The sequence below is a fragment of the Microbacterium sp. NPDC055988 genome (assembly GCF_042269505.1).
Taxonomy (GTDB): domain Bacteria; phylum Actinomycetota; class Actinomycetes; order Actinomycetales; family Microbacteriaceae; genus Microbacterium.
Genome location: NZ_JBHJXY010000001.1, coordinates 1,758,892 through 1,773,937 on the forward strand (window position 1 = coordinate 1,758,892; position 15,046 = coordinate 1,773,937).

Genomic DNA, 15,046 nt, shown 5'->3' on the forward strand with positions numbered 1-15,046 from the left:
CCCTCACGACAAGGAACCCCACACTCATGACAATGACCCCCGAGCAGGCCGCCTGGTTCCAGGGCACCTTCCAGCGACTGGTCGAGAACGTCGACAAGGCGGTGCAGGGCAAGAAGGAGATCGTCGGTCTCGTGATGGCGTCGATGCTCGCCGAGGGCCACGTGCTCCTCGAGGATGCGCCCGGCACCGGCAAGACGAGCCTCGCCAAGGCGCTCGCGGCGACCGTGCAGGGCACCAGCGCACGCATCCAGTTCACGCCCGACCTGCTGCCGTCCGACGTCACGGGTGTGACGATCTACGACCAGCAGTCGCACCGGTTCGAGTTCCACAAGGGCCCGATCTTCGCGTCGATCGTGCTGGCCGACGAGATCAACCGTGCCTCGCCGAAGACGCAGTCGGCGCTGCTCGAGGTCATGGAGGAGTCGCGGGTCACGGTCGACGGCGTCACGCACGAGGCCGGTCGCCCGTTCCTCGTCATCGCCACGCAGAACCCGATCGAGCAGGCGGGAACCTACAAGCTCCCCGAGGCCCAGCTCGACCGCTTCCTGATCAAGACCTCCATCGGATACCCCGACCTCGCGGTCACGGAGAGCATTCTCGCCGGAGCATCCGATCGCAACCCTTCGGCGGGCCTCTCGGCGATCATCACGACGAGCGCCGTCGCCGACATGGCCGACCTCGCCGCCACCGTGCACGTAGAGCCGGCCGTGCTGCGCTACGTGGCGGAGCTGGCCGAGGCCACCCGTGAAGACGGCGCGATCCGCCTGGGCGTCTCGGTGCGTGGCGCGATCGCGATGATCCGCATCGCCAAGGTGTGGGCCGCGGCGCAAGGCCGGCACTTCGTGCTGCCCGACGACATCAAGGCCCTCGCACGGCCGGTGTGGCAGCACCGTCTGCTGCTCGACGCCGAGGCGGAGTTCGCCGGCACGAGCAGCGACACCGTGATCGCCCGTGTGCTCGACGGCGTCGCGGCACCCCAGGCCCGAGCAGCGGCCTGATGACCGCGGAGGCTCTTCAGGCGGCGCCGCCGCAGACGGAACGCGACGCCGGATGGCGTGACGTCGCGGCCGTCATCGGCGCGCGCCTTCTGACGCGCCTCCGGAAGATCACCGCGGCGATCCGCCCGTTGGCCTGGGTGCTGATGGCCATCACCGTCGGCTTCTGGGCGATCGGGCAGATCGCCGGGTGGGCGGAGTTCGCGATCGCGGCTGCGGTGATCGCGATCGCCGTGGGCGTGTGCGCGCTGTTCCTGATCGGCCGCACCGCCTACGATGTCTCGCTCGACCTCGCCCGCACCCGCGTGGTCGTGGGGGAGCGCGCGGTCGGCGCACTCACCCTGGCCAACCGCGGCAGCAGGGCGATCCTGCCCTCGCGCGTGGTGCTCCCGGTCGGCTCCGGTCGCGGCGAGTTCGGCATCCAGCGCCTCGCACCGGGAGAGGAGGCGGAGGAGCTCTTCGCCATCCCCACCCAGCGGCGCGGAGTGGTCAAGGTCGGCCCGGTGAGCGTCGTCCGCGGCGACCCGCTCGGTCTCTTCGAGCGCGCACACCGCCGCGACGATCCGGTCGACCTGTTCGTGCACCCGCGCACCGTGCTGTTCGACGGCCAGTCGCTCGGCTACCTGCGCGACCTCGAGGGGCTTCCGGCGGCGGATCTCTCCCGTGACGACGTGTCCTTCCACGCACTGCTCGAGTACCAGCCCGGTGACGACCTGCGCCACGTGCACTGGCGCTCGACCGCCCGTACGGGGACGATGATGGTCCGCCAGTACGAGGAGACCCGTCGCTCGCACTTCGTGATCGGTCTGTCGCGCTCGGCGGGCGACTACGCCACCGCCGACGACTTCGAGCTCGGCATCTCGGCGGCGGGCTCGATCGGTCTCCGGGCGCTCCGCGACTCGCAACGCGTCGATGTGCGCGTGCAGGGCCGTGAGCTGCCCGCCGGCACCGGCAAGCAGCTGCTGGACTCCCTCGCCGCGGTCGAGAACAGCAAGGCGAAGGAGGGCGGCATCGCCGATCTCGCCGGTATCGTCTCGGCCACGATGCCGCTGGCCAGCGTGGTGGTGCTCGTGTGCGGCTCCCGCGTGCCCTCCGACGACCTCCGCCTCGCCTGCTCGCGGCTGCCCTTCGGCGCCAAGGTGCTCGCTGTGGTCACCGACACGACCGCGACCGCGCCGACGCTGCGACGCATCGGCGACGCCGACGTCGTCACGGTCGGCGCGCTCGAACAGGTTCCCCTCGCTCTGCAGAAGGTGCTCGCATGACCGCGCCCGCCACCGCGTCCGCCGCGTCCACCACGCTCGCGCCTCGCCGATGGATCCTCGACCTCGGGGCGACGGCGCTCCTCGTCGCGACGGCGATGGTGGGGTTCTGGCCGACCTTCGCGGGGCCCTCGTTCCTCCCGGCCGTCATCGGCGGCATCCTGCTCGGCCTCGCGATCGCGGCCGTCGCGACGTGGCGTCGCTGGGGCATCCTGATCATCGCGGGGCTCACCGTCGCGGCGTACTTCGTGTTCGGCGCGGCCTTCGCGCTGCCGCAGACCGCGATCCTCGGAATCATCCCCACACTCGAGACGCTGCAGAAGCTGGCGCTGGGCACGGTCACGGCCTGGAAGCAGATGCTCACCACGGTCGCCCCGGTGGCGGCGGCCGACGGGCACCTGATCGTCCCATTCCTGCTGGCGCTCGTGGTCACGACGCTGACCGCCTCGCTCGCGCTGCGCCTGTCGCAGGTCGCCTGGGCCCTGCTGCCGGCCGGCGTGCTGCTGATGCTCGTGATCGCACTCGGCACCCCGGAGCCGGCGTTCCCCCTCGTGCAGGGGCTCGTGTTCGCCGTGGTGAGCATGTCGTGGCTGGCTCTGCGTCAGCTCTGGGCGCCGCAGAACATGGCGGTCTCGGTGAGCGAGGTCGACCCGTCCCGTGCGGCGCACATGCGCACCCGGCGTCTGCTGGCCGGGGTCGCCGTGCTGGCCGTCGCGGGTGGCGCGGGCGTCGCCACCGCAGCCGTCGCGACCCCCGCACAGCCGCGGCACGTGTTCCGCGACGTGATCATCCCGCCGTTCGACATCCGCGATTACCCGAGCCCGCTGCAGGCGTTCCGCAAGAACGTGCGCGACGAGGCCGAGGAGACGCTGTTCACCGTGCAGGGTCTGCCCAAGGGCGCCCGCATCCGCACGGCCGTGATGGACCAGTTCGACGGCATGGTCTACAACGTCACCGACGGCGGCCCGACCTCGTCGAGCGCGTTCGCCCCGCTGCGGTCGAACATGGCGCCGGAGGCGGAAGGCGTCCCCGTCACGCTGAAGTTCGCGATCGACGAGTACCGCGGCGTGTGGATGCCGACGGCGGGAGAGCTGTCGGAGATCCGGTTCGACGGCGACCGCGCCGAAGACCTGCGCCGCGGCACCTTCGTCAACACGGTGACCGGCACAGCCGTGGCCACCCCGAAGCTGACCGGGGGCGACGAGTACGTGGTCGACGCCGTGATGCCGAGCGAGCCCGACGACGAGCAGCTGGCCGAGGTCGCGTTCGGCAGCGTGTCGATGCCCAAGCCCAGCAACGTGCCGGAGGAGCTGACCTCCCTGGCCGCCGAGACCGTGGCAGGCGCCGAGACGCCCATCGAGCAGGTGCGGGCACTGGAGACCTTCCTCTCCGAGGGCGGCTTCTTCAGCCACGGCCTCGAGGGTGAGGTGCTGTCGCGTGCCGGCCACACCGCCGAGCGCATCTCGACGCTCGTAGGCGCCGACCAGATGATCGGCGACGATGAGCAGTACGCCGTGGCGATGGCCCTGCTCGCCGGACAGCTCGACATCCCCGCCCGCGTCGTCATGGGGTACTACCCCGACGACGAGCAGGCGGGAGAAGCGGTCTTCACCGCCACCGGCGACAACGTGCACGCGTGGGTCGAGGTCAACTTCGAGGGCGTCGGATGGATGACGTTCAATCCGACCCCGCCCGAGGACCAGGTCCCCAACGACCAGAACACCAAGCCCCGCGTCGACCCGAAGCCGCAGGTGCTGCAGCCCCCGCCCCCGCCGCAGGAGCCCGTGGACCTGCCGCCGACTCTGCCCGACGACCGCGAGTCGGAGGACGAGAGTCTGAACCTCGCCGGCATCATCGGCGCAATCCTGCTGATCGGCGGGATCTCGCTCGCGGTGATCGCCGTGCTTGCCTCGCCGTTCATCGTGATCGGTGCCTGGAAGGCCGCGAAGCGCCGTTCTCGTCGCGCCGCAGCCCGCACCTCCGACCGCATCAGCGGTGGGTGGGACGAGCTGACCGACCGCGCCGTCGACTACGGTGCGCGTCTGGCCCCTGGCGGCACCCGCATCGAGGAGGCCGCGGTCGTGGCATCCTCGCTGACCGTCCCGCAGGTCACCGCGCTGGCCGAGCGCGCCGACGCCGAGGTGTTCGGTCCGGCCGAACCCAGCCCGCAGGACGTGGAGTCGTTCTGGCACGAGGTCGATGAGATCGTCGGCGGACTCGGCAAGGAGGCCGGGTTCTGGAAGCGCGTCAAGGCGCGACTGAGCGTGCGGTCCCTGGTCGGCGGAACCGCGGTCTCGAACGGACTGCAGAATCTGAAGGAAGCGGCGGCCGCGCGCGTGCGCCGCGAACCTGGCACCATCAAGAACAGCACGACGACTTCGTTCTCCGAGAGTGAGACCCCATGACGCAGCCAGCGCTCGATCAGATCGCGCCGATCTCCCGTCGCGCGGTCGCGTATGTCGTCGACGCCCTGATCGCCGGCGGACTCGGCATCCTTCTCGGCGGCGGTCTGCTGCTCGCATCGATGCTCTCGGGCGGGCTCGAGGCCTCCATCGCGGTGCTCCTCGTCGGCGGCTCCGTCGTGAGCCTGGTGCTGCTCGCCTGGTTCTTCGTGTACACGGCCATGCAGGCGGGGAAGGGTTCCATCGGCATGCGCGCGCAGGGGCTGCGGCTCGTGTCGGCGGCCGATGGGAGCCCGCTCGGGTTCGGACGCACGCTGCTCCGCAACATCATCTTCGGCCTCGCCGGTGCGATCGTCGTCGGGTACTTCAGCCCGCTGTTCGACGGTTCGGGCCGCTTCCAGGGGTGGCACGACAAGGTCGCGTCGTCGCTGATGCTCGACGCCCGGGTGCCGGCACCGGAACCCGTCGTCGAGGAGGCTCCGGTGCCCGAGGCGCCGCCGCTCCTTCCGGCGCCGTCGTTCGAGCGCCTCCCTCCCGCGCCGATGCCGGGGTTCGCTCCGGCGGCGCATCCCGCACCCGCGCAGCCCTCGGTGCCTTCGGAGCAAGCATCGCCCGCTGCGGCACCGGCCGCCCGGAGCTTCACCGCCCCGGTGCAGGACTCCGGCATGATCGCCTACGTCCCCGGGGTCACCCAGCCGTCGTCACCCGCGAAGGCGCCGGCACCCGCCGCCCCGGTCGCCCCGGTGGCTCCCGCGACCCCTCCTGCTCCTGCCGCGCCCGCTGCCGCGAGCGCTGCGCCCGCCCCGCCCACCCCGCCCGCCCCGGTCGCCGCCCCGCCGGCGCCCGTCGCCGCCCCGCCGATTCCGCCCGCACCCGTGGCGCCGCCCGTGCCGCCCACGCGGGTGGCACCGCCGGCACCACCGGTCCCGCCGAGCGCACCGGCTCCCGCAGCACCGGCTCCCGCGACGCAGGCTCCCACCGGGGCCGCACCCGCGCCGGCGGACGATGACCTCGAAGAGACCCGCATCAGCATCCCGGGTCACCGGCTCGTGTTCACCTGGGACGACGGGACGCGCATCCCCGTCTCGCGGCGCACCGTGTTCGGGCGCAATCCCGCTCCCGAAGAAGGGGTCGTCGTCGTGCCGGTGCGCGACGAGACGCTCTCGCTGTCGAAGACGCATTTCGAGGCCGCAGCCGAGACCTCGGGCGGCTGGATCCTCGACCGTCATTCGACCAACGGGCTGACCCTCGTGCGCGAGGGCCAACGCATCTCCTGCCCCGCAGGCCAGCGCGTGCCGATCAAGCTCGGCGACGTGATCGAGATCGGCGACCGCGTCGTCATGGTCGGAGGATACGCATGACTCGTCCGCTCATCGTCGCCACGGGCGCCGCGACCCATTCGGGTCTGCGCCGCCCGCTCAACGAGGACTCGTACATGGCCAGTCCGCCACTGTTCCTGGTCGCCGACGGGATGGGCGGGCACGAGGCGGGCGAGCGCGCGAGCGCGACCGTCATCGACGAGTTCGCGCGCTACATCGGCCGAGTCGACCTGGAGCTCGAGGATCTGCTCGAGGCCCTCGCGCGCGCCCGATCGGCGGTCGAGGCCCTGTCCTCCGACGGCAACGGTCGAGCGGGCACCACACTGAGCGGCGTCGTCGTCGCCTCGGTCGAGGGGATGGGCTACTGGCTCACCGTGAACATCGGCGACTCTCGCACCTACCGCCTTGCCGACGGCGAACTCGAGCAGATCAGCGTCGACCATTCGGTGGTGCAGGAGCTCATCGAATCGGGTGAGCTCACCGCGGCGGAGGCGGCCACGGATCGTCGTCGCAACATCATCACTCGCGCGATCGGCGCCAGCAGCACCGGCGATGCCGACTACTGGCTCTTCCCGGCGGAGCTCGGCGACCGGATGCTCATCTGCTCCGACGGACTGACCACCGAGGTCTCGGACGAGCGGATCACGCAGATCCTGGCCGCGGAGCCCGACCCGCAGCGGGCGGCCGACATCCTGGTCGACGAGGCCGTGCAGGCGGGCGGTCGCGACAACATCACCGTGGTCATCGTCGATGCCGTGTCGGTGGCGGCGCGCCGAGGGGCGCTGCTTCAGGCCGACGACGTCGATGCCGACACGCGTCCACGAGAAGCCGCAGCAGGAGGGGTTCGCTGATGCAGACGATCTACCGACCGGGACAGTGGTACCTGATCGTGATTCCGGGCGCCCTGGTGGCGCTGCCACCCGATGCCACCGGCGAGACGGTCGCCGCACTCTGGGATCGGCTGCCGCGCGAGCGCAGCCTGGCCACGGTCATCGACGTGCTCACGACGCAGGCGGGCGGCTCGTTCGCCGACATGCCGCCGTTCGTGGCGGCCGTGCTGGAGGGCACCGACGCCAGGGTTGCCGTACGCGGCTCTCTCGCCGTGCGGGTCACTGGCGCGGATGCCGAGGCCCAGACGTTCTCCGGCGCCGACGTCACCACCTGGAGCGAGCGCTTCGTGCCGGGCGTCTCGAAGGTGGAGATCACCGTCGATGAGGGTGGCTCGGGCTCCGCGCTACCCGTGCAGAGCGGCATCGTGCTCGCGGCAGCCGTGAGCGCCGACATCGAGCCCGCCGACGCCGAGGCGATCGCGGGCACCGCGGGCCCGGCGCCCGTGCTCGACCCGGCGTCTGCACCGGATTCCGCGCCCTCTGTCGCCCCGGCGCCTCCGGCTCCCGTAGCGGGCACCTCGGTGCCGCTGCCACCGCCTCCCGGCGCCGTTCCCGCGGGCTCTGTGCCCGACGCGGCATCCGATCTGCCTCCCGCGCCCTCGGCCACCGCCGCCGACTCCGCCGCCGACGAGACGCCGGACGCCGAGTCCGACGCCGAGACAGAGCCGGCCGACGCCGACCTGATCGAGTCGACGCTGGTTCCGGGTGAGGCGACCTTCGCTCCGCCCGTCGACGAGTTCGATCACCTGTGGGGCGCGACCGTGCACACGCCGATCGAGGCTGCGGCGGTCCGCCCGAGCGAGGAGTCGGAGACGCCCGCCGTCGATGCCGGCTCCGCGACCGGCGATCACGACGGAGCGACGATCTCCGCCGAGGAGCTCCGCAGCCTGCGACAGAGCGCCCCGGCGGCGCCCGACGCTCCGACCGAGGTCATCCCGGTGGCCGCTGCCGCTCCGGTGTCCACGGGGCGCATCCGGGTCTCGTCGGGGCAGGTGGTGGCGCTGGACCGGACGGTCATCATCGGACGCCGACCGCGCTCCACCCGGGCGAGCGGAGCGAACCTGCCGCACCTGATCGCGGTGGACAGCCCGCAGCAGGACATCTCGCGCAGCCACCTCGAGATCCGGCCCGAGGGTGACACGGTCGTGGTCATCGACTTGCACACCACCAACGGCTCGACGCTGCTGCGTCCGGGCGCCGACCCCATGCGATTGCACCCCGGTGAGCAGACTCTCGTCCTGTCCGGGGATGTGGTGGACCTCGGCGACGGGGTGACCGTCGCGTTCGAGGATCTGCCGTGAACCGACGCCCCTCTCCGCCGCCCGCGCTGCCCGGCTTCACCTATGTGGAGCCGCTGGGCACGGGTGGCTTCGCCGACGTGTTCCTGTACGAGCAGGAGATGCCGCGGCGTCGCGTTGCAGTGAAGGTGCTGCTCGCCGACCGCATCTCCAGCGGCGCGGCGCAGGAGTTCGCCGACGAGGCGAACGTCATGGCGATGCTGTCGACGCATCCGGCCATCGTCACGATCTACCAGGCGGGTGTCGCCGGGGACGGCCGCCCATACCTGGTGATGGAGTACTGCCCGCGGCCGAACCTCCAGATCCGCTCCCGCAAGGAGCCGTTCTCGGTGGCCGAGGCGCTGCGCGTCGGCATCCAGGTGGCCGGAGCCGTCGAGACGGCCCACCGGGCCGGGGTGCTGCACCGCGACATCAAGCCGGCGAACATCCTCGTGACCGAATACAACCGTCCGGCGCTGACCGACTTCGGCATCGCCTCGACGACCGGCGCGACCGGTGAGTCCTCCGGGATGTCGATCCCGTGGTCGCCGCCGGAGTCGTTCGCCGAGCCGCCGCAGAGCGGTCCGCGCACCGACGTCTGGGCGCTCGGTGCCACGCTGTACACGCTGCTGGCCGGACGCTCACCGTTCGAGCGGCCGGGCGAGCGCAACTCCAGCGCCGATCTGATCGAGCGCATCGAACGCGCCGCGCTGCCGAACCTCGCCCGGCCCGATTCGCCCGACAGCCTGCAGCGTCTGCTCGACCGCGCGATGGCGAAGAACCCCGACGACCGCTTCCCGAGCGCCGTCGCCTTCGCCCGTGCGCTGCAGAAGGTGCAGATCGAGCTCTCGCACTCGGTGACGCCGATCGACATCGTGGATGACCACCCGCCGGCTGAGGACCTCGAGGACGACGGCGACGGTCTCACCCGCGTGCGCGAGATCGTCAGCATCGATCCGGGGATGCAGAGCGCGACCCGCCCGTCTGCGATGACGCAGCCGAAGGGCCCCTCGGTCGTGGTGCCCGACGCCCCGCGCTTCGAGATGCCGCCGCGTCCCGAACCGGCCGTCGAGCAGACGCAGCGCCGCCGGGAGACGGAGGCCTCCGTCCCGGGCCCGACTCCGCCGTCACCCGCCGCCCCGGTCATGCCCGATCGCGATGACCGCACCATCGTGCGGCCGCCGCAGGTCGTGCAGCCGCAGGCACCCGTCGCGACCCCCCGGATCGAGCAGGCAGCGCCCTCCGCTGCCGCGCCCGCCCCGGTCGCCGAATCGACCGACCGGCCGCAGCGCAGCCGCAGGGGTCTGTGGATCGGTCTCGCCGCAGCGGCCGTCGTCGTGGTCGGGGGCGGGATCTTCGGGCTGAACGCCCTGGTCGCGAACCTCGGCACCGAGCCCCAGCCCGAGGCCACCAAGCAGGAGGTCGACCCGCAGGACCCGGTATCCGACGCGGTACCGAAGGTCACCGAGCTCAGCGGCACACGGCAGGGAGACCAGGTGACATTCACGTGGACGAACCCCGATCCGGTCGAGGACGACAGCTTCATCTGGTCCGAGACGGGCGGCGCCGCCGACGGTGCGGTGCGGCAGGCACCCGACGAGACGGTCACGTTCACGCCCGCATCGTCCGGTGAGGTGTGCATCGAGGTGATGCTGCGTCGAGGCGACGGGCGCGCCTCTGAACCCGTCACGGGGTGTGTCGGATGACCGCGCCGGCGGGGGTCACGGTCGAGTTCGCGGGGGAGTACTTCCCGATCGAACCGGGGCGGCGCTTCATCGTCGGACGCGAGGGAGACCTCGAACTCGACGACAATCTCTTCCTGCACCGCCACTTCCTCGAGATCAGCGACGGCGAGGGGCTCTGGTGGCTCGCGAACGTCGGCACGCGTCTCACCGCGACCGTGACCGATTCGGCGGGCGGCGTGCAGGCGTGGCTCGCGCCCGGTGCGCGGCTGCCCCTGGTGTTCGAGACCACGACGATCGTGTTCAGCGCCGGCCCCACCACGTATGAGCTGGTGCTGCATGCCGCCGAGCCGACGTTCCGCGCGACCAAGCGCGAGCACGACGACGGAGGCGCCTCCACGATCGGCGACGTTCCCCTCACGATGAGCCAGAAACTGCTGATCCTCGCGCTGGCCGAACCGCAGCTGCGTCGCGACGGCACCGGTATGAGCGAGATCCCGTCGTCGGCCGCCGCCGCGGAACGCCTGGGCTGGGCGGTCACGCGCTTCAACCGCAAGCTCGACAACGTGTGCGACAAGTTCGACCGCGTCGGAGTGCCGGGGATGCGCGGCGGTCAGCGCAGCTTCGCGACCAACCGACGTGCCCGCCTGGTCGAGCACGTCATCGCCTCACGGCTGGTGAGCAAGGACGACCTCCCGCTGCTGGATGCCCCGCAGCCGAGTGAGGCAGAGGGAGAGAACGAGTGAAGGTACGGCTGACCCTGCTCCGTCAGGGCGCGGCATCCAGTGACATCGAGGTCACCGCCGAGAACACGGCGACGATCGGCGAGATCGCGGCGATGATCGTCCGGGCGGACCCGCTCGGGTCCTTCGCCACCGCCGATCCGACCGCGGTGACACTGGAGGCGTACAGCTCGGTTGTCGCCGGCTCCGGCGACCTGCTCGCGCCGGAGTCGACCTTCGCGCACGTCGGGCTCGCTCACGGAGCGACGGTCCGCGTGGTCCCCGCCACGTACCAGCAGCGCCCGGTGATCGGTCGCATGGAGGTCGGCGCGGGGCCGGGAGCGCGATCGATCGCTCTCACCCGCGGCACGATCGTGCTCGGTCGAGACGACTCCTGCGATGTCGTGATCGATGATCCGTTGGTGTCCAAGCGGCATGCGCGGCTCGAGATCGGCGATCGGGTCGAGATGATCGACCTGAACTCCGCGAACGGCATCCTGATCGACGGGGCCTCGGTCGTCCGTCTCGTAGCGGCCGAGGGGGAGCTCGCGGTCGTGATCGGCGACACCCCGATCACCGTCAAGGTCGAGCCCGATGCCGCGGCTCCCTCGCCGGCCGTCGCCTCGATCCGCCAAGTCGAGTTCGTCCGGTCGCCGCGCGTCGAGGAGCGGTATCTCGGCGAAGAGCTCGACGGCACGGATCTGCCCGTCCCCGCTCGCAAGCAGCCGTTCCCGATGCTCGCCCTGGTCGCCCCGGTGCTCATGGGAGGCGCGATGTTCGCCTTCACCCAGAGCCCGCTGTCGCTGATGTTCGTGGCACTGTCGCCGCTGCTCATGATCGGCACGTGGGTCACGACGAGGAACCAGAACAAGCAGGAGCTCGAAGAGGACAAGAAGCGGTTCGAGGAGCAGCTGGAGCGTCTGGACGCCCGTCTGCAGAGCGAGCGCGAGCGCGAGATCGACGTGCGTCGCCGCGAGGTCCCGCTGCTGCGCGAGGTCAGCGACGCCGCGCTCGCGGCCGGACCCACCATCTGGACGCGTCGTGCCGAACACTGGTCGTTCCTGCACGTCCGGCTCGGCATCGGCGACACCGGCTCCCGCAGCTCGGTGAAGGACTCCAACGGCCGGGATCGTGCGATTCCCGAGTACGTCGAGAAGCTGGATGCGGTGGTCGATGCGACCAGGATCGTGCCGCAGGTGCCGATCCTGGAAGACCTCAAGGACGTCGGCGCGCTCGGCATCGCCGGGCTCGGAGGTCGCTCCACGGGATACGCCAGAGCACTCCTCGCCCAGATCGCCGGCCTGCACGCGCCCGCCGACGTCGGCGTCGTGGGCCTGTGGGGTCCGCGCTGGGGCGCGCAGCTCGCCGACGCGAAGTGGCTGCCGCACGCCTGGTCGGCACAGGCCGTGCTCGGCGTGCAGCCGATCGGCGACGGCCCGTCGTCCGCCGGGCAGATCGTGGCCCGCCTCGAAGAGCTCATCGACACCCGCTCCAACCGTGGCGGCGAGGCCGTCGAGCTCGGTGCGCTGCAGGCCGAGAAGGCCGCGACGAACAGCGGCTCGAAGGTCGGCGAGGACTCTTCGCGCAACCGCAACGACTCGGTGCCGAAGCCGGCGATCGTGGTGCTGATCGCGCCGGATGCGCCCATCGATCGCGGTCGCCTCATCCAGCTCTCCGAGCGCGCCGCCATGCGCGGGATCTTCCCGGTGTGGCTCACGGAGGACGCGGCCGCCCTCCCGGCATCCTGCCGCACGTTCGTTGAGCTCGGTCAGACCGACAGCGCGCATTTCGTGCGGCTCGGCGAGACGGTCGAGAACCTCGCCGTCGATGAGCTCACGCGCGAGCAGTTCGCCGTCTTCGCCCGTGCCCTGGCACGCCTGACCGACGCCGGAGAGGTCGCCCTCGACCGCAGCGACGTGCCGCGGACCATCTCGATGCTGCACCTGCTCGGCCGCGACATGGCCACGCAGCCCGAGAGCGTCGTCGACCGCTGGACCCAGAACGACTCGCTGCATTCCCGCCGCAAGTCCGGGTCGGCGCGGCGCTACCAGCCCAAGCTCCGCGCCCTGGTGGGTGCCGGCGCGGAGGGTGCGCTGCAGCTCGATCTGCGCCAGCAGGGACCGCACGCCCTCGTGGGTGGCACGACAGGCTCGGGCAAGAGCGAGTTCCTGCAGGCGTGGGTGCTCGGCATGGCGACCGAGTACAGCCCGGAACGACTGACGTTCCTGTTCGTCGACTACAAGGGCGGCTCTGCGTTCGCCGACTGCACGAGCCTGCCGCACTGCGTCGGCATCGTGACCGACCTGAACGAGCACCTCGTGCGCCGCGTGCTGGTGAGCCTCCGGGCCGAGCTGCACTACCGCGAGCACCTGTTCAACCGCAAGAAGGCCAAGGACATCCTCGAGCTCGAGCGCGCCGGCGACCCGCAGGCCCCGCCCGCGCTGGTGCTGGTGATCGACGAGTTCGCCGCCCTCGCCAAGGAGGTCCCGGAGTTCGTCGACGGCGTGATCGACATCGCGCAGCGCGGCCGTTCGCTGGGCATCCACCTGATCATGGCCACACAGCGTCCGGCCGGCGTGATCAAGGACAACCTGCGGGCGAACACGAACCTCCGTGTCGCCCTGCGCATGGCCGACGAGACCGACAGCAACGACGTGATCGGCACGAAGGACGCATCGCTGTTCGATCCGGGCACGCCGGGTCGAGGCATCGCGAAGACCGGCCCCGGGCGGATGACCCTGTTCCAGTCGGCATACGCCGGTGGCTGGAGCCTCGGCGAGAGCGACGGCGTCGATGTGGCGATCGCCGCCTTCGGAACCACCGACCAGGGGCCGTGGGAGCTGCCCATCGACGAGAACGCGGTCGTGGTGGATGAGGACCTCGGTCCGAACGACCAACAGCGCCTCGTCAGCACGATGGTGCTCGCAGCCCAGGCGGCCCAGGTGGAGAAGCCGCGCCGGCCGTGGCTCGACGAGCTGGCACCGACGTTCGATCAGCTCAAGCTGCCGCAGCGCACCGACGCTGCCCTGCTGCTCGGCGTGGTCGACCAGCCGGAGCGCCAGGAGCAGGTGCCGTTCCACTTCCTGCCCGACACCGAGGGCCACATGGTGATCTACGGCACCAGCGGCGCCGGCAAGAGCGCCGCGCTGCGCACCCTCGCGGTGTCGGCCGGCATCACCCCGCGCGGCGGTCCCGTGCACGTGTATGGGCTGGACTTCGGCTCCGGCGCGCTGCGGATGCTGGAGCCGCTACCGCACGTCGGCTCGGTCATCTCGGGCGACGACGCCGAGCGCGTGGCCCGGCTGTTCGCGACGCTGCGCAGTGAGCTCGACCGTCGTGGTGACGCGTACTCCGCGGTGGGGGCGGCGACCCTGACCGAGTACCGCGCGTTGTCCGGCAAGTCCGACGAGCCGCGGATCGTGGTGCTCATCGACGGCTTCGCGGCGTTCCGCAACGACTACGAGGCCGTGATCGGCCGCTCCGACACTTACAACGCGCTGCAGGAGGTGCTCTCCGACGGGCGCGCGGTCGGGATCCACGTGGTGCTCTCGGCCGACCGGTTCCAGAGCATCCCGAGCGCGCTGAACGCCATGATCCAGCGCCGCGTGGTGCTGCGCATGTCCGACACCGATGCATACAACATCCTCAACGTCCCCAAAGACGTGCTGAACGCGGAGTCCGTCCCCGGGCGCGCGATCGTCGGCGAGAACGAGGCGCAGATCGCGATCATCGGCGGCACGCGCAGCATGAAGGAGCAGTCCCTCGCGATCGAGCGGATGGCGGCATCCATGTCGCGTCGCGGCGTTCCGGATGCGCCGCCGGTGCGGGCGCTCCCGCTGAGCTACCGCATCGACGAGGTCCCCGCTCTCCTCGGAGACCAGCTGGTCGTCGGACTCTCGGATGCCGACCTCGGTCCGTTCGGGATCGAGCCGACCGGCACGTTCGTGATCGCCGGACCTCCCGCGAGTGGGAAGAGCAACGCGCTCGCCGCGATCACCCAGCAGGTGCTGAGGGCGCGGCCGGGCACGCCCACGCTGTACCTCGGATCGTCGCGCTCGCCGGCGAAGAACGCGCTGGCGTGGACGGCTTCGGCGGCCGACGGCATCAGCGGCACGGCGGCGGTGGCCGACATCGTCGAGAAGGCCGAAGCGGGTCTCAAGCCCGTCGTGGCCGTCGAGGGCGTGGCGGAGTTCGCGTCGTCGCTGCTCGAGATGCCGCTGTCGGACCTCGTCAAGCGGGCCGGTCGCGGCGAGCTGCTGCTGCTGTTCACCGGCGACACGAGCGAGTGGACGAGCAACTTCGGTCTGCTCGGCGAGATCAAGCAGTCGCGCCGCGGGGTGGTGCTCCAGCCCGAGACGATCGACGGCGAGCTCGTGCTCAAGGCTCCGCTGCCGCGGATCGGTCGGGGCGAGTTCCCGGTGGGTCGTGCGGTGCTCGCGCAGCGCGGCAAGGTGGTGCGGGTGCAGTTCCCGCTCGTCATCCCCGAGACCGTCTGAC

Annotated in this window: 9 protein-coding genes; all 9 read left to right on the plus strand. The window is 71.3% G+C overall.

The window, feature by feature from the left end; genetic code table 11:
* Nucleotides 1-26 precede the first annotated feature (26 nt).
* Genes ACFC14_RS08490 through ACFC14_RS08530 form a run of 9 tightly spaced genes read left to right on the plus strand, consistent with a single transcriptional unit; the run spans nt 27 to nt 15,045 of the window.
* On the plus strand, nt 27-998 hold the full coding sequence (locus ACFC14_RS08490; protein WP_029261313.1) for a MoxR family ATPase: 972 nt from the start codon (nt 27-29) through the stop codon (nt 996-998).
* A complete protein-coding gene (locus ACFC14_RS08495) occupies nt 998-2,260 on the plus strand; it encodes a DUF58 domain-containing protein (protein ID WP_376102954.1) in 1,263 nt (420 codons plus the stop codon). The genes ACFC14_RS08490 and ACFC14_RS08495 overlap by 1 nt, the downstream gene beginning before the upstream one ends.
* On the plus strand, nt 2,257-4,662 hold the full coding sequence (locus ACFC14_RS08500) for a transglutaminaseTgpA domain-containing protein (RefSeq protein ID WP_376102956.1): 2,406 nt from the start codon (nt 2,257-2,259) through the stop codon (nt 4,660-4,662). Before ACFC14_RS08495 ends, ACFC14_RS08500 begins: the two co-directional genes overlap by 4 nt.
* The gene (locus ACFC14_RS08505; protein WP_376102959.1) at nt 4,659-6,020 is read left to right on the plus strand and encodes an RDD family protein; all 1,362 of its coding nucleotides are present in this window, start codon (nt 4,659-4,661) and stop codon (nt 6,018-6,020) included. Before ACFC14_RS08500 ends, ACFC14_RS08505 begins: the two co-directional genes overlap by 4 nt.
* Nucleotides 6,017-6,829: a PP2C family protein-serine/threonine phosphatase gene (locus ACFC14_RS08510; protein ID WP_376102962.1), complete on the plus strand. Its 813-nt coding sequence runs from the start codon at nt 6,017-6,019 to the stop codon at nt 6,827-6,829. The genes ACFC14_RS08505 and ACFC14_RS08510 overlap by 4 nt, the downstream gene beginning before the upstream one ends.
* Entirely contained in the window at nt 6,829-8,169 is a 1,341-nt protein-coding gene (locus ACFC14_RS08515; protein WP_376102965.1) for an FHA domain-containing protein, read from the plus strand. The genes ACFC14_RS08510 and ACFC14_RS08515 overlap by 1 nt, the downstream gene beginning before the upstream one ends.
* Nucleotides 8,166-9,851 carry a protein kinase gene (locus tag ACFC14_RS08520; RefSeq protein WP_376102968.1) on the plus strand — a complete coding sequence of 562 codons (1,686 nt, stop codon included), beginning with the start codon at nt 8,166-8,168 and terminating at the stop codon, nt 9,849-9,851. Before ACFC14_RS08515 ends, ACFC14_RS08520 begins: the two co-directional genes overlap by 4 nt.
* Complete coding sequence (locus ACFC14_RS08525; RefSeq protein WP_376102971.1) at nt 9,848-10,573, plus strand: hypothetical protein; 726 nt, start codon at nt 9,848-9,850, stop codon at nt 10,571-10,573. Before ACFC14_RS08520 ends, ACFC14_RS08525 begins: the two co-directional genes overlap by 4 nt.
* Nucleotides 10,570-15,045, plus strand: a complete 4,476-nt coding sequence (locus ACFC14_RS08530) for an FtsK/SpoIIIE domain-containing protein (RefSeq protein WP_376102973.1) — start codon at nt 10,570-10,572, stop codon at nt 15,043-15,045. Before ACFC14_RS08525 ends, ACFC14_RS08530 begins: the two co-directional genes overlap by 4 nt.
* Nucleotide 15,046: the final 1 nt, after the last annotated feature.